Source organism: Colwellia sp. KU-HH00111 (assembly GCF_040362745.1).
Classification (GTDB): domain Bacteria; phylum Pseudomonadota; class Gammaproteobacteria; order Enterobacterales; family Alteromonadaceae; genus Colwellia.
Window position 1 is genome coordinate 73,854 of record NZ_BAABWO010000004.1, and the last position, 21,218, is coordinate 95,071.

A 21,218-nucleotide genomic window follows, 5' to 3' on the forward strand; every position below is an offset into this window, starting at 1 on the left:
AGTTGGTTTTTATCTGTTATTAATATTGTCGGAAATATATGAGTTTTGTATAAGGTATTAACAAGTAAAATTTAATAATTCAGGCCGCTTAAAATAGCTATTTAAATGATTAAGCTCGTCAGTTACAGGAAAGCTGCTTGATAGTTCGATTGATAGTATAGGAGATAAAATCCTTTTGAGCGACTTGGCAGCTTTATCGTAAATCATTTCAAAAAACACATTCCCTATAACTAATTATGCGATATAAGTCATATAACTATATTTTCTAGTTGCCATTATTGTGATGAATAGTGCTTATTTAAGCAAATGATTGGTAGTTAGCTGTAAATAAGGTAAAATAGTGGCAAAAATTTATCCTTCCAATTAGATTGTTATCACTAATAGATTATCACCATTAATAATAGCTAGAGAGAGTATCAAATGAGCCTGTATTTAGAATATATCGCCGAAATTGAAACCCGTAAAAATGAGCTTGGTTTAGCACCTAAGCCAATTGATAGCGCTGATTTATTATCAGAAATTATCGCGCAAATAAAAGATCAAAATAATGCACACCGCGAAGATTCTCTTAATTTCTTCATCTATAATACGCTGCCTGGTACAACAAGCGCAGCAGGTGTAAAAGCGGCCTTTTTAAAAGAAATCATTTTAGGTGATTCTACGGTAGCAGAGATTACACCTACCTTTGCTTTTGAATTACTTTCTCACATGAAAGGTGGTCCTTCAATTGAAGTGTTACTTGATCTAGCACTAAGCGATGATACTTCTGTTTCATCACCTGCAGCTGATGTACTGAAAACGCAAGTATTTTTATACGACGCTGATACGGCTCGTATTGAAGCAGCTTACAAAGCCGGTAATGCCATTGCCAAAGATCTTTTAGAAAGTTACGCTCAAGCAGAGTTTTTCACTAAACTGCCTGATGTTGAAGAAAAAATTGAAGTCGTTACTTATATTGCCGGTGAAGGTGATATCTCTACTGATTTATTATCGCCTGGTCATCAGTCTCACTCTCGTGCTGATCGTGAATTACACGGCAAGTGTATGATCACACCAGAAGCACAACAAGAAATTCAAGCACTACAAGCTAAACACCCTAACGCGAAAGTAATGCTTATCGCTGAAAAAGGTACTATGGGTGTTGGTTCTTCTCGTATGTCTGGCGTTAACAACGTAGCACTTTGGGCAGGTAAGCAAGCGAGCCCTTACGTGCCATTTATTAACATTGCGCCAGTTGTTGCAGGTACTAATGGTATTGCGCCTATTTTCTTGACTACAGTTGATGTAACTGGCGGCATTGGTCTTGATCTTAAAAACTGGGTAAACAAAGTTGATGCAAACGGTAACAATGTTACTGACGCAAATGGCGACCCGGTATTAGAAGAAGCCTACTCAGTTGCTACAGGTACCGTTTTAACTATCGATACTAAAGCTAAAAAATTATACAACGGTGACAAAGAGCTCGTTGACGTATCTTCAGCATTTACTCCTCAAAAAGTTGAGTTCATGAAAGCGGGTGGCTCTTACGCAGTAACATTCGGTAAAAAACTACAAACATTTGCTGCAGAAGCGTTAGGTGTTGAAGCCCCTGTTGTTTACGCAGCATCAAAAGAAATTTCACACGAAGGCCAAGGTTTAACAGCGGTTGAAAAAATCTTTAACCGTAATGCCGTTGGTGTTGCATCAAGCACACCGCTACATGCAGGTTCTAACGTTCGTGTAACAGTAAACATTGTAGGTTCACAAGATACAACTGGCCCTATGACATGTCAGGAATTAGAAGCGATGGCTGCTTCTACTATTTCTCCAATTGTTGATGGTGCATTCCAATCAGGTTGTCACACGGCATCAGTTTGGGATAGCAAAGCTAAAGCTAACACGCCTAAATTAATGGCATTTATGAACAAGTTTGGCTTAATCACAGCACGTGATCCAAAAGGTGTATATCATTCAATGACTGACGTTATTCATAAAGTATTGAATGACATTACCGTTGATGACCGCGCTATCATTATTGGTGGTGATTCGCATACCCGTATGTCTAAAGGTGTAGCGTTCGGTGCCGATTCAGGTACGGTTGCAATCGCTCTGGCAACGGGTGAGTCAGCAATGCCAATCCCTGAGTCTGTTAAAGTAACCTTCAAAGGTAATATGCAAGGCCACATGGATTTCCGTGATGTGGTACACGCAACTCAAGCACAAATGCTTAAGCAATTTGGTGGTGAAAACGTATTCCAAGGTCGTATCATCGAAGTACATATTGGTACCTTAATGGCTGACCAAGCGTTTACCTTTACTGATTGGTCTGCAGAAATGAAAGCGAAAGCGTCAATCTGTATTTCAAACGACGAAACACTTATCAAGTCTATTGAATTGGCTAAGAGTCGCATTCAGATAATGATCGACAAGGGCATGGAAAACCAAGCAGGTACGCTTAAAGGGCTAATCGCACTTGCTGATGAGCGTATTGCGGGTATCAAGTCGGGTGAACAACCTGCACTTGCGCCAGACGATGCCGCTAAATACTACGCTGAAGTAGTTGTGGATCTTGATTCAATTTCTGAACCAATGATTGCTGATCCTGATGTTAACAACGAAGACGTATCTAAGCGTTACACTCACGATGTTATCCGTCCAGTATCATATTACGACGGCAAACCTGTTGATTTAGGATTTATTGGTTCATGTATGGTTCATAAAGGTGACATGCAAATCGTCGCACAAATGTTACGTAACCTTGAAAAGCAAAATGGTACAGTAGAGTTTAAAGCTCCATTAGTGGTTGCTGCACCTACGTACAATATTGTTGATGAACTTAAAGCTGAAGGCGATTGGGATATTCTACAAAAATACGCTGGTTTTGAATTTGACGATGCTAACCCTAAAGGTGCTGCACGTACTAAGTACGAAAACATCTTATATCTAGAGCGCCCAGGTTGTAACTTATGTATGGGTAACCAAGAAAAAGCAGAACCGGGTGATACAGTAATCGCTACGTCAACACGCTTATTCCAAGGCCGTGTTGTTGCTGATACTGCTGAGAAGAAAGGTGAATCTTTACTTGGTTCATCAGCGTTAGTTGTACTTTCAACCGTACTTGGTCGTTTCCCTACTATGGAAGAATACAAGAGCGCAGTAGAGGGTATTGACTTAACTAAGTTCACTCCGCCAACTGAAGAAATGACCACTCAGTTCATTCCAGTGAAAAGAGTATAAATTCAGTTAGACTATTAGCTTGTTACTTGCCTAAGTAACAAACTAAGTGAAAAGCCTAAGGGTTATTTATTTTTGTTAAACAAATGAGAATTTGTGTTCAACAAAAATGATAGCTCTTTTTTTATGCCATTAATAAAGGGGTTAACTACCTGAGAATAGTTCATCGCTCCTCTGTATCTGCCTCTGTTTTTGTCTTTGCTTTTGACTCTACTGCCTCTGTGCATTCAACGTTGGCGACCAGTGAAGGAAAAATATAATTGGGCATAGCACGCCTATCATCAAAGCCTTCAATGCCTTGTAGAATTTGGAGCTGATAAGTGTGATGACGGCAAAGTTGATAAGATTTTCTCAGCAGAAAAGTGGACATAGCCGCAAAATTCCCTCGGTTTTTAGGGATTATTTCAAGTTGGTAGCGGTTTGCTGCCAATTGAGTTTGTCTAAATTGTAGTTGATGATCAAAGTCCCACTGTATTGTACCATTACTGTTGGGCTGTTTTGTTGATGAGCCAGCACATGCAGTAATACTGAGAGGTAATATGAAACACATGACAACGGTAAGATTTTTTTTCATCAGCATTCCTATTGAGATACTAAAAGGCAGCACAAGTAACTTGTTCTGTCTTTTAGTATAACGCGTTCTAAGATTTACAGGAGTATTAAAGAATTACAGAGATAAAGTATGCTTAATCATTACACAGCGTTTATCTTCTTGATGCTTTATTAATAAGCTGCGTTTAGTACCAGCTGATAAGCCGCTAAAGTCTTTAAGCGCTTGCGCTAATCTAGCAACACTCTGCTCACTGCAAGTGGCAGGAATTAAGCTGCTGTAACTACGCATAAAAACAGGGCCATTGTGTTGGTCTATTTCACTTAATAAATTAATGCGTTGTGTGGCACTTTGTTCACTTAAGTGGTTTTGCTCGCTTGGATAAAGCGCTGACATTGCGGTACGTAATTTAGAAAAAGGCATGTCACTATTTTTCTGCTGAATCTTTGCTAACCAATCAACTTTAACTTGAGCAACAGGGGCAATCACTTGCGCATAAAGTGCCGATTTTTCACCAGTATCTGAACCATCTATGGTTAGCTCATGAGCTATTAATTCATTTGCTTTTGTATGTTGAAAGCGGCTTAATTGGGCAATAATATCCCAACGAATGTCTTGGCTAATGGTTAAGTTTTCTAGAGAATGTTGTCCTGATAGTAACTTAAATAAATTATCTAACGCTGCTGGTGAATGAGCAAAGTTTATATAACTGTTGAACCAACGACGTTGCATATTCTTGTTATCGCTATTGGCTAATGTGCTTTGCCATGAAATTTCTTCAAGTTGTGAGGCGATATCACTAACATAGGCATTTTGGCTGCCTAGCCCTTTGTTTAAGTAGGCTTGTGCTGATGATATTTGTGAGAGAATTTGCCCCAACGTGGTGTAATCTTGCTCAAGTGGTGCATTGGCAAGTGCAACGTCGAAGTATTCATTCAGAGGTAAGTTGCCATCCTTGACACTGTCCCACACGCTTTGCCATAACATTGAACGCAACAACGGATCTTCAATTTGTGCTAAATATTGCTTACTAGTATTGAAAGAGCGTTCATCTAAGTTCACTTTGACAAAAGCCCAGTCTTGATAGTTTGGGTAAACTAAATCAGGACATGTAGCCCCTATTAATTCAGCTACATTGGTAGTTTCACCTTGATAAATAACGGCAACTTTTTTAGTTAATTTAAAACCAGGATTAGTGGCATTAAAAAGTGCTAATTGAATTTTTTGCTCACGTAATGTTGGTTGGCTGTCGTCAGCTGATTGTAGTAGTTCAAAAGACGTAATTTTTCCTTGTTCACATTGGTAGCTTGCTTCGATGGTATTAACACCAGCTTGATACAACCAGTCTTGCTGCCATTGGTTTAAAGCTTTGCCACTGGCTTTGGCTAAGCTGTTAATAAAATCATCTAACACGGCATTTTGATAAGCATTGTCTTTGAGGTAATTATGAATACCTTGTTGAAAGGTCTTTTCACCTAATAAATGGCGTAATTGGTTAAGTACAGACGCGCCTTTCGAGTAAGTAATGGCATCAATATTATCAAAGGCATTAGCGGTTGATGGTACAGGTACTTCAATGGGGTGAGTAGTGACTTGTTGATCGGCACTATAGGCGGCTTGTTTACCACCAGCATAAAAACTTCGCCATGCATTATCAAACTCGGTTGCTTCACTGGTAGCGAGTGTTGCCATAAACGCGGCAAAACTTTCATTCAACCATAAACCGTTCCACCACTTCATCGTGGCTAAATTGCCGAACCATTGATGTGCCATTTCATGCATGATAACACTAGCAAGCCTTTGGCGGCGGCTTTGGCTCATTTCTCCATTGGTTAAAAAGCTGCTTTCAGAAAAAGTAACCGCAGCTGAGTTCTCCATTGCACCATATAAAAAGTCTGGTACTAATACTTGGTCATATTTTTCAAATGGGTAAGGTAGGCCAAAATACTCATCAAAAAATTTAAAACCTTGTTGCGTATAAGTGAACCAGTGCTTAGGTGTTATTTGCTCTGCTACCGACTGACGGGCAAATAAACGCAGAGGGTACTTACCGCTATTGTCTTGCCACATTTTATAGGGGCCAGCATGCATAGAAAAATTATAAGGGCTTAAGGTTAAGCTTTTAGGAAAATGCCAAAGCGTAAAGTCACCTTGTGGGGTTGCACTTGTTTCTTTGGTTGCTGAGAATACCGTCCAATCTTTTGGTGCAGAAACGGTTAGTTCAAAGGTTGCTTTAAGATCGGGCTGATCAAATAGGGCAAACATTTGTTGTGCTGCTGCGGGTTCAAAATGAGAATACAGATACACTTTACCGTCGACAGGGTCTTTAAAGCGATGTAGCCCTTCACCATTAGTACTGTGTTTGCGAGTAAAGTTAACGGTGACTGTATTATTTCCTTTTACTAGCTGCTTAGCGGGTAAGGTAATAAACCCGTTGTTGTAGTTGGTGGTAATCGCTTCAGCAGTCATGCTGATGTTGTTAATCACAAGGCTGCTAATGTTTGCGTCGCTTAAATCTACGGTAAGTGGGTTGTTATTGTCGGAAAGATCAAAGTTAATAATTGAACTTGCGGAAAAACTTTCGTCGCCTGTTAAATTGAAATTTAATTTATAGTTTACATTGGACACACGCTCAGAACGTTTAAATGCTTGTTCTTGGCTCAGATATTGGGTCTCTGCTCTGGGGGAGAAACTTGTTATTTGGTTTTGGATAGTGTTCGTATTTTCTTTTGCTGTTTGAGTTTTTTGTGTGGTAACACAGGCGTTGAGTAATAGTGTTGCTGCCAGTGATGTAGCTAAAATCACTTTATTTGAAGAGTTAAATGTCAAGAGAATGCTCACTATGTTTAATAAGTTAGGTTTAATAAGTTAGGTTTAATAAGTTAGGTTTAATAAGTTAGGTTTAAGATATTAAAGGCAGTATAAAACAGAACTATGAGAGTAAAAAGTGAACTGAAGATTTAACAATTATTTATCGAGGAAATTTGTAAAGAAATAAGCACCTTGAGATAGTTTGGGTGGGGTAAATAAAAAGCCATTATTTTACAATAATGGCTTTAAGTAACAGCTTGATGATTAAGGTCACTCAGCTGTTAAATTTCAAATGTCCAATGAAGGTTAGAATTTATTCTGACACGGGTAATACATTCCCCCCTTCATAGGGTATTTATTTTCTACTTTTTCTTTTTCACAGCTTTAGCATTGGGTAAATCTGTGATTGAACCTTCAAAAATTTCAGCTGCTAAGCCAATTGATTCGTTCAACGTTGGGTGAGCATGAATCGTTAAACCAACATCTTCAGCATCAGCGCCCATTTCTACCGCTAAACAAATTTCACCAAGCATTTCGCCAGCATTGATACCAACAATAGCACCACCAAGCACACGACCTGTTTCTTTTTCAAAGATCATCTTAGTTTTACCTTCAGTACGTGCAGAAGCGATAGCACGACCAGAAGCGGCCCAAGGGAAGTTAGCTACTTCAATGTTTAAACCTTGCTCTTTTGCTTCACGCTCAGTAACGCCCACCCAAGCCATTTCTGGATCAGTATACGCAATTGAAGGAATACAACGAGGGTCAAACTCATGTTTTTTACCTGAGATAACTTCAGCAGCACAATGTGCTTCATGAACGGCTTTATGCGCAAGCATAGGTTGACCAACCACATCACCAATAGCGAAGATGTGAGGTACGTTAGTGCGCATTTCTTTTGAAACGTTGATAAAGCCACGTTCGTCAACATTAACACCTGCTTTATCAGCAGCAACTAAATGGCCGTTTGGTTTACGACCAACAGCAACTAAAATTTTGTCGTAACGCACTTGCTCAGCAGGGGCTTTTTTGCCTTCAAAAGTAACATATAAACCGTCATCTTTTGCTTCAACAGCCACAACTTTAGTAGACAACATGATGTTGAATTTTTTCTTGTTGTAGTTGTTATAGATTTTAACAATATCTTTATCAGCAGCAGGTACTAATTGATCAGCAAATTCTACTACGCTTACGTTAGAGCCAAGCGCTGAATAAACCGTGCCCATTTCTAAGCCAATAATACCGCCACCTAGCACTAGCATTTCGTCAGGAACGTCTTGAAGCTCTAAAGCGCCGGTAGAATCGATAACACGAGGGTCATCATTTGGAATGAATGGTAAATCAATCACTGAAGAACCACAGGCAATAATTGCATTATCAAAGGTAATGGTGGTGTTGCCATCGCTACCTTCAACTTCGATGGTTTTATCAGAAGTGAATTTACCAAACCCTGTGACGGTTTTAACTTTACGTGCTTTAGACATGCCGCCTAAACCACCCGTTAATTGACCAATAACGTCTTCTTTCCAACCACGGATCTTATCTAAATCGATTTCTGGTTTGCCAAAAGTAACACCGTGAGATGCCATTGCTGCCGCGTCATCAATGACTTTAGCCACATGTAGCAGTGCTTTAGATGGGATACAACCAACGTTCAAACAAACACCACCTAAAGTAGCGCGACTTTCAACTAATACTACGTCTAAACCTAAATCTGCTGCACGAAATGCTGCTGAATAACCACCAGGGCCAGCACCTAGAACTACAACTTGAGTTTTAATTTCGTTACTCATACTATTCCTCAATAAAACTGTTTAAAGTTTCTAATTTGTGTAAATATTTTTTATGGGCGAAATTCTACGCTTAACTGTCGGATTTCGCCAATATTTATTGAAATTATTAGTGCTGTTATTACAGCACTAACTTACGAATGTCTGACATCACACCAGCTAAGTGCACAGTAAAGCGTGCTGCGATGGCGCCGTCAATTACACGATGGTCGTATGACATTGATAACGGTAGCATCAGCTTAGGCTCAAACTCGCTGCCATTCCACTTCGGCTTCATTTCTGATTTTGACACACCTAAGATAGCAACTTCTGGCGCATTAACAATCGGTGTAAAGGCTGTGCCACCAATTCCGCCAAGGCTAGAAATAGTGAAACAACCGCCTTGCATATCTGCCGCTTTCAACTTGCCATCGCGTGCTTTAACACTGATTTCAAGTAATTCACGTGATAACTGGTGAATGCCTTTTTGATCCACATCTCGCACCACAGGAACCACTAAGCCGTTTGGTGTGTCTACAGCAACGCCAATGTGAATGTATTTTTTCAAGATCAAGCTTTCACCGTCTTCACTCAAGCTTGAATTGAACACAGGGAACGCACGAAGGGCATCGGCAGCAGCTTTTAATATAAAGACTAGCGGCGTAATTTTAAAACCAAGCTTTTGTTTTTCGCAAACAACATTTTGTTCTTTACGGAAAGCTTCAACATTGGTGATATCAGCTTCATCAAACTGAGTAACATGAGGAATGGTTACCCAGTTACGATGTAAGAAAGGTCCTGATATTTTTTGAATACGCGTTAACGGCTTAGTTTCAATTTCACCAAATTTTGAGAAATCAATAGCTTTTGCACTGACGACTTGTAAACCACCTTCACCGGCTGAAACTGAGCTACCGGCATTAGCTTTAGGACGAGAAAGCTCATATTTTACATAAGACTGAACGTCTTCTTTTAAAATACGGCCTTTATTACCTGTACCCTTGACCAAGGTTAAATCAACACCAAACTCGCGAGCAATACGCCGAATTGATGGTGAGCTGTAAATAGTGCCTTTAGTTGTCGAACCTGCTTGTGGGTGATGTGGCACAGGTGAGCTCACTGGCGCGGTTGTTGGCGCTACTTTTGCTGGAGCAGCTGGTGCAACTGGCGCTTCGGGAGTTGAATCTGCTTTTTCAGGGGTATCAACAGGAGCACCACTTGAAGTTTCAAGCTTAATAACAACACTGCCTTGCTTAACTTTATCGCCGACATTAATGAATACTTCTTTAACGATACCTGCGTGGGTTGAAGGTACATCCATGGTGGCTTTGTCAGTTTCAAGGGTGATTAAACCATCTTCTTCTTCGATAGTGTCACCAACGCTTACCAACACTTCAATGACATCAACTTCACCGTCTTCACCAATATCAGGAACCGCCACTTCAATCACGGCTGATGCTGTTGGAGCCGGAGCAGCTGAAGGAGCTGTTACTTCAGCTACAGGCTTCTCTTCTTTGGCTGCAACAACCGGTGCAGCTTCAGCAGCAGGAGCTTGTTCAACTTCTGCTGATTCACCTGCGGCTGTTATTTCACCAATGACATCGCCTTCTTTAATTTTGTCACCCACGGATACACTGAGACTTGCTAATGTACCGGCAAATGGTGCAGGAATATCCATTGATGCTTTATCAGTTTCAACGGTGACTATACCTTCATCAGCTTCAAGCGCATCGCCTACAGCAACACATATTTCAATAATCTCAACTTCTTCGCCGCCAACATCAGGGACTAGAATTTTTTCATTAGACATTTTACTTTTCCTTCTCTAGTCAAAAATTAAGCGTAAAGTGGGTTAAGTTTTTCGCTGTTAATATTGAAGCGTTTAATTGCTTCACTAACAACACTTGATTTAATATCACCACGATTAGCTAGTTCAAATAAAGCGGCAACCACAATGTAGTGCTGGTCAACTTCAAAATGCTGACGTAAATTATCGCGACTATCACTGCGACCAAAACCGTCAGTACCTAATACACGGTATTCGGTATTGATGTACGCACGAACTTGATCTGAATAATTTTTAATGTAGTCAGTTGCTGCAATTGCAGGGCCCGCTGCTTTAGTAATTACATTGGTTATATAAGGTGTTTTTTGCTTACTTTCCGGGTGAAGCATGTTCCATCGAGTAACGTCTTGACCGTCACGAGCTAATTCGTTAAATGAAGTCACAGAATAAACATCACTTGATACATTAAAGTCGTTTGCTAGAATTTGCGCAGCTTGACGGACTTTTTGTAAAATAGTACCAGAGCCCATTAATTGTACATTAGCAACGGCTTTTTTGGCTTTTGCTGGTACTTGCTCTAGTTGATAAATTCCCTTGATGATCTGATCACTAATATCTTTAGTGTCAGGCATAGCAGGATGCTGATAGTTTTCATTCATTAAGGTTAAGTAGTAGAAAACATTTTCGTTTTCTTCGTACATTCGACGTAAACCATCACGGATGATAACGGCGATTTCATAACCGTAAGTTGGGTCATAAGTGACACAGTTTGGAATAACACCAGCTTGAATGTGAGAGTGTCCATCTTGATGCTGTAATCCTTCGCCATTGAGTGTTGTTCTGCCGGCTGTTGCACCTAATAAGAAACCACGTGCTTGGCTATCGCCTGCCGCCCATGCTAAATCACCGACACGTTGGAAACCAAACATTGAGTAATACACATAGAAAGGAATGGTCGTTGCGTTACAGGTTGAGTAAGAAGTACCAGAGGCAACCCAAGATGCCATAGCACCAAGTTCGTTAATGCCTTCTTGTAATACTTGACCTTTTTTATCTTCACGGTAATAAGCCACTTGGTCAGCATCTTGTGGTACGTATTTTTGACCTTCGTTAGCGTAAATACCCACTTGACGGAATAAGCCTTCCATACCAAAGGTACGCGCTTCATCTGGAATAATAGGTACGATACGCTTACCGATTTTTTTATCTTTTAATAAGCTGTTTAAGACACGAACAAAGGTCATGGTTGATGACACTTCGCGATCACCAGAGCCTTTTGTTATCGCTTCAAAAGACTTCAATGGTGGAATTTCCATTGACTCTTCAGGTTGTTGACGACGAGCCGGTAATGAACCACCTAAAGCTTCACGACGTGCTTTCATGTACTTGTATTCTTCGCTATCTTCTGGGAATTTGAAGAAAGGTAAGTCAGCAATATCTTCGTCACTAATGGGCATATTGAAACGATCACGATAATGCTTGATTGATTCAAGGTCCATTTTTTTAACATTATGAGCAATATTTAACGCTTCGCCTGAAGCACCTAAACCAAAGCCTTTAACGGTTTTAGCAAGAATAACGGTTGGGCGACCTTTGGTGTTCATTGCTCTTTCATAAGCTGCGTAAACTTTTACTGGGTCATGACCGCCGCGATTTAAGCGCCAAATGTCTTTATCTGACATGTTAGCAACCATAGCTTCGGTTTCAGGATATTTGTTAAAAAAGTTCTCGCGGGTGTATTTGCCACCTTTGGCTTTACAGTTTTGGTATTCGCCATCAACGGTTTCATTCATTAACTGTAATAATTTACCTGAAGTATCACGGGCAAGTAGTTGATCCCAGTAGCTTCCCCAAATTACTTTCACCACTTCCCAGCCTGCGCCACGGAAAGTACCTTCAAGCTCTTGAATGATTTTACCGTTACCGCGAACAGGGCCATCTAAACGTTGTAAGTTACAGTTGATAACAAACGTTAAGTTATCCAAGCCTTCGCGAGAAGCTAAGCCGATAGCACCTAATGATTCAGGCTCATCAGTTTCACCATCGCCTAGGAAACAATACACGCGTTGACCAGAACAATCTTTAATACCACGGTTGGTTAAATATTTTAGGAAACGTGCTGTGTATATGGCTTGTAGAGGGCCTAAGCCCATAGAAACAGTAGGGAACTGCCAGTAGTCATCCATTAAGTGAGGATGTGGGTATGAGGGTAGGCCTTTACCATCACATTCCTGACGGAAGTTTGCCATTTGTTCTTCTGTTAATCGGCCTTCAAGAAAAGAGCGTGCGTAAATACCCGGAGAAATATGACCTTGAGCAAAAATAAAGTCGCCACCATCTTTGTCAGTTGCCGCTTTAAAAAAGTGGTTAAAGCCTACATCGTAAAGGGTTGCTGATGATGCAAAGCTGCCAATATGGCCGCCAAGCTCTAAGTCTTTTTTCGAAGCACGTAACACTAAAGCTAGTGCATTCCAACGGATTGCCGCACGAATACGAGACTCAATAGTTTGATCTGCCGGCATATGCGGCTCTTGCCCTGGCGGTATAGTATTCACGTAGGCGGTTGTTGCATCAAAAGGTAGATGAGTACCACCACGGCGAGCACGGTCAATTAACGCTTCAAGTAAAAAATGAGCGCGTTCTGGACCTTCGTTTTCTAATACCGATTCCATTGATTCTAACCACTCTTGGGTTTCTAATGAATCAATATCAATGTTTGGTAGATCTGACATATTGTGTTGTCTCCAATATTATTTATCGTTGTTAGTCACGAGTAGCGAGTTAATTAGCGTTGAAGAACATGACTAGCATGGTTCGTGTTCGCAACTCGTAACTCTATGTTTTGGTATTACATGCGTCGCATAGATCGTTCCATGCGACTATGTTCTTGAGTCAGCTTTAACAATACTTCCTCAATAAAAGCAAGGTGGCGATGACTTGCCCCCCATGCTTTTTTAGGCTGTCCGCTAGTAATAGCATCGAGCAAATTTTTTCTGTAATCAGTGATCTTGCTAAAAATATCTGGTCTTTTTGCTAACATAGTTAAGTTTTGTTCTATGTTATCTATTAATAACGCTGACATACTGCGCGCAGTGTGCAGAATCAACGTATTATGAGATGCTGCACAAATTGCGACATAGAACTCATAAACTGCTTTGGCCTCTAACCGATAATCGTCTTCTAGCTGGCAATTACCGATGTGATCATGCTTGGCTTGAATCTGATCAAAATCAGCCTTGGTACCGCGCATTGCTGCGTAATAAGAAGCCATTCCTTCCATGCCATGCCTAAATTCTAATAAATCAAATTGTGACTCATTAGAATTGGCCATTAAGTCAAATAATGGATCAGCAAATGACTTCATTATAGCTTTACTGACAAAAGTGCCACCGCCTTGTTTGCGAGTGACTAATCCTTTTGCTTCTAATTTTTGAATCGCTTCACGAAGTGAAGGCCTAGAAACCTCAAATTGCAATGCTAACTCTCTTTCTGGTAGCAATTTTTCTCCAGGCTCTAAGCTACCTTCTATAATCATAGTTTCTAACTGAGACAAAATAATGTCAGATAACTTTTGTTGTTTTAATGGTTTTGGCATTAACAGTTAAACCTTAATTCGTTTATCTTCTCCCTTATCATGCTCGTTAGGGGGCAATTAAAGGTGAAATATTGTTAGTTATTATCTTGGTAAATTGGTATTACCATTTGAATTTTGACCAACAAAATAGCAAATTAATGCGATATATTCAAGGTAATTTAGTTGAATATGGCTGATAATGCAAGGGCATTAAAGAATTAAAAACAGAAAGTAAGTAGAGTAAAAACTTAAAACAAATGTTTAATTTGACTGTTTAAAATTAATGGTATTACCAATTATTAAACGACAGAAAAATAGTGGCTAAGCCGAGGTGGTGAAGCTGATATGATATGTTACGCCTTAGCTGAAAGGCAGGTAAGGCGTACTTATATGCTAGTAGCAATCACTATGTAGTAGCTAGATGAAAACCCCCATAATCGTTAATACAGAAATAGTGGCTAATAATAATAATACCGTTCGTTTAGCTAAACGAACAAGTAAACAGGGCTCTGCTGTGCAGTCGTTTTCATCTACCATGATATCTTCAGATTTTTGGGCAACATCAATTAATATTTGATGGGTTGGCTTGTTACCATCAAATAAACTTTCTAACCACATAGGCAGCGCTTTTGAGAAGTGGCCAACAAACATATAGCCAAATGAGGTAATGCGAACGGGTAACCAATCAAGGTAAAAAAGTAAGGCGTTATAATTGTTACACCCTGATGATATTGAGGACGAATGGTTGTGTGTTTGTGCTGTTGTTGAAGAAGAATCTGTACTTTGTACCGTTTGCTCTTGGTGTTCAGCCCCCTCGTTGTCTTGTGTTTGGCTAGATGATGTTTCAGCATTACTGTTAACATCTAATGCGCAGCCATTTTGTTGTTCGATAACCGCCGTTAAAAGTCGATAAAACACTACACCTGCAGCGCCAAAGGCAATAAAAAACAACATAATAGCAATATAGTAGCGATAATTAAGCCAGATCAGCGCTTGTCCAAAACCCATTTGTGGTAAGTTTTTGTCTTGTAAAAGTTGCTGGTGGTAAAGCGCAGAAGTGGTTTGTTCGCCGCGAAAAGAAGCATGCAGATACTGCTTATAAACCGCCCTTATTTTGACACAGCCGAAGCAGGTGATAAGTACGAGTGTGGAAATAATAAAATGCAATAGTCCATCATCAACCAATTCCAACACAATATAGACTAAAGCAACAGGTAAAAGAATAAACAGTGAGTAGCTAAGGTTACTATTATTCATTTTTGCCAATGTTGCATTGCTTTGAAAAAAACGGACATAGTGTTGATAATAATGATCAAAGCACCAAATAGAAGTGACGAGTGATTTTTCTGCCGCTAATGCAATCAGTAAACTGAGTAGACTCATTGGAAACCTTTTATTGTTATGTTGTTATTTTTTATTTTATATCGAATAAACATGTGCTTGCATTAAGTTCTTGTAGGCATTGATGAAAATAATGCCATTTAAATGCTTTGCCGGGATCTGTTTTTCTGCCCGGTGCAATATCACAATGCCCGACAATGTTATCATTACTAATTAACGGGTAGTGTTGTTGTAAACTGTGAGCTAAATGGGCAAGTTGCAGATATTGAGCGTCTTCATAGTCAATATCGTCGCTACCTTCAAGCTCTATTCCAATAGAAAAATCATTACATTTATCTCTGCCATCAAAACAAGAAACGCCGGCATGCCAAGCTTTATCATTAAAAGAAACATATTGAATAATACTGCCATCACGCCTGATTAAGCAATGGGCAGATACTTGTAATTCGGCAAGCTCGGCGAAGCTAGGGTGAGCCTCGGCATTAATCTTTCCTAAGAATAGGTCGCTAATATGTTCACCGCCAAACTGGCCAGCAGGTAGCGAAATATTATGGACCACTAATAAGCTGACATTGTCATTTTCATCGCGAGGCGTGAAAAAGCTAGATTTTTTATGCTCGACACCATCAAGGTAACCTTGAGTTAGCGTATAACTTGTTCGCAAATTATTACCTTTTATCACTTTTTTATGTGAGGTTAACGACATACAATAGCCTTATCTATGGATACAGCCGACATAAGAATGATTATATTATGACTGAAGCAGACTCAACAAACAAAATTGCCAAGATATTTGTTTGGCTTGCTTGGATTATCGCAATTGCGTTATTGATGTTCTTTTTTCAAGATGTGCTTGATAAACAGTACAATCCTAATAACCAACCACAAGTAGGTCTTAATAGTTCAGGGCAGGCAGAGGTTGTATTAAAACAAAATAGGCAAGGGCATTACGTCAGTAAAGGCACTATTAATGAGCTTTCTGTTACTTTTTTGCTTGATACAGGAGCAACTCAAGTATCTATTCCTGCTCATATTGCCGATAAATTGCAGCTGGAAAGTTTTGGCAGTTATCCGGTGCAAACAGCGAATGGCTCTGTCACGGTTTACCGAACAAAAATAGATCACCTTAGCATTGGCAATATTTTCCTATATAATGTCGCCGCACATATAAACCCTGCAATGAAAAGTGATGAAATTTTGTTGGGCATGAGTGCTTTGAAAAAAGTCGAGTTTAGCCAAACGGGCAAACAACTTACCTTACGCGAATACCTTTAATTTGAATTAACTGGAATAACCAATGCTTAACTCTGAAACATTTAATTCCGCTCTTTCTTCTGAGATGAAAAAGCTAAAACACGATATATCAACTACTGTGACTTGGGCGCTTAAAGAAGATTTAGGTGCTTTTGACCAGCAAACACCAAGTGTTGAGCAAGATATTACCGCAATGTTAATACCTGAAAATGAACTAGCGATTGCAACGGTTATTACCCGTGAAGACTGTGTTTTAAGTGGTGTTGCATGGGTCAATGAAGTGTTTACTCAGTTAGATAAGTCACTTGGGCAGGTTAACGAACAAGCAACTAAGATTACCTGGTTTGTTAATGACGGCGAAGTAGTTAAAGCTAATACCACCTTGTTTGAGTTACGCGGCAATGCACGTACCTTATTAACCGGTGAGCGCACAGCCCTTAACTTTTTACAAACTTTATCGGGCACAGCAACACTCACTAGCCAATATGTAAAAGAACTGGCAGGAACTAAGACCAAGTTATTAGATACGCGAAAAACCTTACCAGGCTTACGCTCAGCACAAAAATATGCAGTACTTTGTGGTGGTGGTGTTAACCATAGAATTGGCTTGTTTGATGCTTTTTTGATTAAAGAAAATCACATTGCTGCTTGTGGTGGTATTGCCCAAGCTGTTGCGACAGCAAAGAAAAACCATAGTGATAAAACCGTTGAAGTTGAAGTTGAATCTATGGACGAACTTCAACAGGCGCTAGATGCTGGTGCCGACATTATTATGCTAGATAACTTCACCCCAACCATGATAGAGCAAGCAGTAGCGGCGACGCGTGGTAAAGCAAAATTGGAAGTGTCAGGCAATATGACTATAGAGATATTGCAAGAATATACTAAGGCTGGGGTTGATTTTATTTCAAGTGGTGCGTTAACTAAGCATGTGCAAGCAGTTGATTTATCAATGCGTTTTCAGTAAAAATGATAGCAAATGAAAGCAGTAATATGACCATAGCAACTAGGTTGAATACGCAAATAGCCAGCCCGTTGGTTGAAGACTTTGTAGCCTTAAGAATAAAGGTTGGCTGGCAATCAATTGATAAAGCGTCTGCACAAAGGAGTTTAGATAACTCCTTATTTCATGTTGCTATCTATGATCAAGATGTACTTGTTGGTATGGGACGCGTAGTTGGTGATGGTGTCATGTATTTTTACGTCCAAGATATTGCGGTTGACCCTGATTATCAAGGTTTTGGTATTGGCGATAGGATAATGACAGCAATAGAAGGTTATCTATCAAATGCTGCCATTTCAGGTGCTACTATTGGCTTGTTAGCTGTTAAGGGGAAAGAAACATTTTATGCGCGTTATGGTTACTTTAATAGGCCTAACGCAACGTTAGGACACGGTATGTGTAAGTTTGTTTAAAATACACTGTCACGCCAGTCTTCACCTAATTTTTCTTCAATATATTCCCTGATCATCTGTCTCACTTTTTGAGAGGCATTTACATCATCTAAAGCACACAATTCTTCAAAAGTCGCTTTCTTTTTAGGATCGATAAGAATAGTCAGTCTAGCTGTTCTCTTTTCCATATTGTCTCCAATTTCACTTTGTCTTTAAATGTAATTATAGCTACATGTTAATCATATTGTAATTTGATTAACATATGATTGTAATTGTATTGTATTTAAATTGTAATATAATTGCAACGTTGTTATTTGCATGAAAATTATAAATACAAAAAAGGTCATTCGTTGATGAAATATCGAAAGCACTTATTCTCTTTGCGAATTGGTAATGCTCTTCGAGAGTCATTTAAAGCCAGTCCCTACACACTTAATTGGTTTCTTAAAGATGCACTTGCCGGGCTGACCGTCGGTATTATTGCTTTACCTTTGGCAATGGCGCTAGCTATAGCAATAGGTGTTGCTCCTCAGTACGGACTTTATTCTGCAATTATTGCGGGTTTTATTATTCCTCTTACAGGTGGTTCACGCTATAGCGTTTCAGGGCCTACTGCTGCTTTTGTTGTTATTTTATACCCTATTGTGCAGCAGTATGGTTTATCAGGGCTTTTACTAGCAAGTGTTCTATCAGGGGGCTTTTTAATTGTTATGGCGTTTCTTAGATTAGGGCGATATATACAATATATCCCCGAATCGGTAACGTTAGGCTTTACTGGAGGAATCGCTGTTGTTATCGCGGTTTTTCAAGTGAAAGATTTTTTCGGTTTAATAATTACAGATATGCCAGAACATTTTGTTGGTAAAGTAAGCGTAATATTGCAACAACTCCACAATTTATCATTGCCTACTTTATTTGTAGGTAGCTGTACATTGTTGGTTATGATCGTTTGGCCAAGGTTAAAAACAGTGATACCTGCTCACCTTATTGCCATTATAGTTGCTAGCGTTATTGCATATATATTAAATACTCATGGCACTAATGTCGCGACTATAGCTTCAATATTCAGTTTTACTTTGCCTGATGGTGCTATAGGCCATGGAATACCGTCGGAAATGCCTAGTTTTGAATTACCTTGGCTACGTGAAGAGCCGCTAGTATTTTCTTGGCGGTTAATTAAGGATTTAGTGCCAGATGCCTTTGCAATCGCTATGCTAGGTGCAATTGAATCTTTGTTATGTGCAGTAGTACTTGATGGTATGTCAAGCACTAAACATAGTGCCAATAGTGAGTTGTTAGGACAAGGGATAGGTAATGTAATTACCCCCTTTTTTGGTGGGATAACTTCAACTGCAGCCATTGCACGTTCAGCAGCAAACTTTAAAGCAGGTAGTGTAACGCCTATTTCAGCAATGATTCATGCTGTTGTTATACTGTTTTCTCTTTTGTCTTTTTCTTCAATTTTATCTTATATACCAATGGCTGGAATGGCTGCACTACTACTGGTGGTTGCATGGAATATGAGCGAGTCTGATAAAATCATCCACTTAATTAAGAAAGCTTCAGCGGATGAGGTAGTTGTGTTGCTGAGTTGTTTTTTATTGACCGTTTTTGTAGACATGGTTGTCGCTATTGTTGCAGGGGTTGTTCTAGCATCTTTATTATTTATGAAACAAATGGCAGATATGACCAAAGTACATGATATTACGAAACATAAACGCCTGATTCATATTAGTCTTCCTGACAAGTGGAAAGTTTATAAGATTAATGGGCCTCTTTTTTTTGCTGCTGCAGATCGTATTTTTGGTGAATTGTCCCACCTTAGTAACGATCAAGAAGGTGTAGTTTTATATTTTGATGGTGTTTCTGTTTTAGATTCAGGTGGAGTTGCTGCTTTATACAAGTTGATTGAGAAATGTGCAAAAACAAACACTCGTTTATATTTAGCTGACTTTCAATTTCAACCTTTAAAAACATTATCAAAAGCTGAGTTTTTACCTGATGGAAAAAAATGCAGAGTGTTTTCCACACTATCAGAGGCGCTAAGTGAATCAATAGTATCATCGAAGGAAGACAAGGATAACGGCTAGCTGAGCTTGCAAAAAAATTTATACAATATTAAAACTGAGAGAGGTTACTTTGAAAAATATATTTACCGCCATACTGTTATTTTGTCTTGGCGTGACACCCGCTTGGGCTTCGGATTCGACAGGTCATCTCAATATGACCTCGTCAATGTTGGGATTTGCAGCTTTAGCTGTTTTTATTATTGGTTATGGTTTGGTGATAGCTGAAGAGTTTATACATCTTCGCAAATCAAAGCCAGTTATACTTGCTGCTGGTATCATTTGGGTTTTAGTTGCCTTGCTTGCAAAAGGTGTAGAGCATGGAACTATGCTTGTTGAGCATGCCTTGAATCATAACTTATTAGAGTATTCAGCATTATTGCTTTTCTTACTCACCGCGATGATATATGTCAATGCGATGACCGAACGTAATGTGTTTGAAGCACTTAGAGCTTGGTTAGTAAAGCGAGGGTATAGTTACCGAAAATTATTTTGGATCACAGGCTTTTTAGCCTTTTTTATCTCTCCTATTGCTGATAACTTAACGACGGCATTATTGATGGGCGCTGTTGTGTTAGCTGTTGGTTCAGATAAGCCTAAATTTGTATCGATAGCATTTATTAATATTGTTGTTGCTGCTAATGCTGGAGGGGCATTTAGTCCTTTTGGTGATATAACAACTTTAATGGTGTGGCAATCAGGTAATGTAGACTTTTTTGGATTCTTTGCTTTATTTATACCGGCTCTAGTGAATTTTCTCATACCTGGCTTTATTATGAGTTTAGCGATACCAAATGAAACGCCACAAGCTTCAGGTGATAATGTTATTATGAAAAAAGGGGCAGTGGTGATTTGTTTGCTCTTCCTCTGTACTATTATTACGGCTGTCTCCTTTGAGCAATTTTTACATTTACCGCCATTTCTAGGTATGATGACAGGTATGTCGTACCTTTTTTTCTTCTCTTATTATTTAAAAGTGTCAGAAAAAAAATTAGAAGATAACACAACTGAATTTAATATTTTTTCAAAAGTGGCTAGAGCCGAATGGGATACTTTATTATTCTTTTTTGGGGTTATTTTCTGTGTCGGTGGTTTAGGTACTATTGGGTATTTGGCTAATGTATCTCATTTACTTTATGATGGTCTAGGTGCAACCAATGCCAATATAATAGCGGGTATTCTTTCTGCCATTGTAGATAATATTCCTGTTATGTTTGCTATTTTAACTATGAACCCAGAAATGGATACTTATCAATGGTTATTAATCACCATGACCGCTGGCGTGGGCGGTAGTTTACTTTCAGTTGGTTCGGCAGCAGGTGTTGCATTAATGGGGCAATCTAAAGGCATGTATAGCTTCTTTAGCCATATGAAATGGAGCTGGGCAATTGCTTTAGGGTATGCTGCTAGCATTTATGTTCATTATTTAATTAATGGCTAAATTGCTAGTTGAAACTTG

General features: G+C 39.3%; 15 protein-coding genes. 6 read left to right on the forward strand and 9 right to left on the reverse strand.

Annotated features, from left to right (window positions below; all coding sequences use genetic code 11):
* Positions 1 to 420: 420 nt before the first annotated feature.
* A complete protein-coding gene (locus ABXG98_RS09030; protein ID WP_353538342.1) occupies positions 421 to 3,216 on the forward strand; it encodes a bifunctional aconitate hydratase 2/2-methylisocitrate dehydratase in 2,796 nt (931 codons plus the stop codon).
* 160 nt (positions 3,217 to 3,376) lie between these two features.
* Here the strand turns inward: ABXG98_RS09030 and ABXG98_RS09035 are convergent, their stop codons facing one another.
* The 8 genes from ABXG98_RS09035 to ampD all read right to left on the reverse strand — a co-directional run bounded on the left by ABXG98_RS09035 (position 3,377) and on the right by ampD (position 15,750).
* Complete coding sequence (locus ABXG98_RS09035) at positions 3,377 to 3,787, reverse strand: hypothetical protein (protein WP_353538343.1); 411 nt, start codon at positions 3,785 to 3,787, stop codon at positions 3,377 to 3,379.
* A 93-nt stretch (positions 3,788 to 3,880) separates the two neighbouring features.
* Entirely contained in the window at positions 3,881 to 6,592 is a 2,712-nt protein-coding gene (pepN, locus tag ABXG98_RS09040; RefSeq protein ID WP_353538344.1) for an aminopeptidase N, read from the reverse strand.
* A 344-nt stretch (positions 6,593 to 6,936) separates the two neighbouring features.
* The gene (lpdA, locus tag ABXG98_RS09045; RefSeq protein ID WP_353538345.1) at positions 6,937 to 8,367 is read right to left on the reverse strand and encodes a dihydrolipoyl dehydrogenase; all 1,431 of its coding nucleotides are present in this window, start codon (positions 8,365 to 8,367) and stop codon (positions 6,937 to 6,939) included.
* 118 nt (positions 8,368 to 8,485) lie between these two features.
* On the reverse strand, positions 8,486 to 10,153 hold the full coding sequence (gene aceF, locus ABXG98_RS09050) for a dihydrolipoyllysine-residue acetyltransferase (RefSeq protein WP_353538346.1): 1,668 nt from the start codon (positions 10,151 to 10,153) through the stop codon (positions 8,486 to 8,488).
* Between the two features lie 26 nt (positions 10,154 to 10,179).
* Complete coding sequence (gene aceE / locus ABXG98_RS09055; RefSeq protein ID WP_353538347.1) at positions 10,180 to 12,861, reverse strand: pyruvate dehydrogenase (acetyl-transferring), homodimeric type; 2,682 nt, start codon at positions 12,859 to 12,861, stop codon at positions 10,180 to 10,182.
* A gap of 116 nt (positions 12,862 to 12,977) precedes the next feature.
* On the reverse strand, positions 12,978 to 13,724 hold the full coding sequence (pdhR, locus tag ABXG98_RS09060) for a pyruvate dehydrogenase complex transcriptional repressor PdhR (protein ID WP_353538348.1): 747 nt from the start codon (positions 13,722 to 13,724) through the stop codon (positions 12,978 to 12,980).
* 396 nt (positions 13,725 to 14,120) lie between these two features.
* Positions 14,121 to 15,086, reverse strand: coding sequence for a beta-lactamase regulator AmpE (gene ampE / locus ABXG98_RS09065; RefSeq protein WP_353538349.1), 966 nt, complete (start codon positions 15,084 to 15,086; stop codon positions 14,121 to 14,123).
* Positions 15,087 to 15,117: 31 nt separating this feature from the next.
* A complete protein-coding gene (ampD, locus tag ABXG98_RS09070) occupies positions 15,118 to 15,750 on the reverse strand; it encodes a 1,6-anhydro-N-acetylmuramyl-L-alanine amidase AmpD (RefSeq protein WP_353538350.1) in 633 nt (210 codons plus the stop codon).
* A 47-nt stretch (positions 15,751 to 15,797) separates the two neighbouring features.
* Between ampD and ABXG98_RS09075 the strand changes: the two genes are divergently transcribed.
* The 3 genes from ABXG98_RS09075 to ABXG98_RS09085 all read left to right on the forward strand — a co-directional run bounded on the left by ABXG98_RS09075 (position 15,798) and on the right by ABXG98_RS09085 (position 17,714).
* Positions 15,798 to 16,319 (forward strand): retropepsin-like aspartic protease family protein, encoded by a 522-nt coding sequence (locus ABXG98_RS09075; RefSeq protein WP_353538351.1) that lies wholly within the window; start codon positions 15,798 to 15,800, stop codon positions 16,317 to 16,319.
* A gap of 64 nt (positions 16,320 to 16,383) precedes the next feature.
* Positions 16,384 to 17,265, forward strand: coding sequence for a carboxylating nicotinate-nucleotide diphosphorylase (nadC, locus tag ABXG98_RS09080; RefSeq protein ID WP_353538574.1), 882 nt, complete (start codon positions 16,384 to 16,386; stop codon positions 17,263 to 17,265).
* A 26-nt stretch (positions 17,266 to 17,291) separates the two neighbouring features.
* The gene (locus ABXG98_RS09085) at positions 17,292 to 17,714 is read left to right on the forward strand and encodes a GNAT family N-acetyltransferase (RefSeq protein ID WP_353538352.1); all 423 of its coding nucleotides are present in this window, start codon (positions 17,292 to 17,294) and stop codon (positions 17,712 to 17,714) included.
* Here the strand turns inward: ABXG98_RS09085 and ABXG98_RS09090 are convergent.
* Positions 17,711 to 17,881: a ribbon-helix-helix protein gene (locus ABXG98_RS09090; protein ID WP_353538353.1), complete on the reverse strand. Its 171-nt coding sequence runs from the start codon at positions 17,879 to 17,881 to the stop codon at positions 17,711 to 17,713. The two genes, ABXG98_RS09085 and ABXG98_RS09090, sit on opposite strands and share 4 nt — an antisense overlap.
* Before the next feature lie 165 nt (positions 17,882 to 18,046).
* Between ABXG98_RS09090 and dauA the strand changes: the two genes are divergently transcribed.
* Together dauA and nhaD are read left to right on the forward strand one after the other, a co-directional pair.
* Positions 18,047 to 19,783, forward strand: coding sequence for a C4-dicarboxylic acid transporter DauA (gene dauA / locus ABXG98_RS09095; protein WP_353538575.1), 1,737 nt, complete (start codon positions 18,047 to 18,049; stop codon positions 19,781 to 19,783).
* A gap of 58 nt (positions 19,784 to 19,841) precedes the next feature.
* On the forward strand, positions 19,842 to 21,200 hold the full coding sequence (gene nhaD, locus ABXG98_RS09100) for a sodium:proton antiporter NhaD (protein ID WP_502901551.1): 1,359 nt from the start codon (positions 19,842 to 19,844) through the stop codon (positions 21,198 to 21,200).
* Positions 21,201 to 21,218 lie beyond the last annotated feature (18 nt).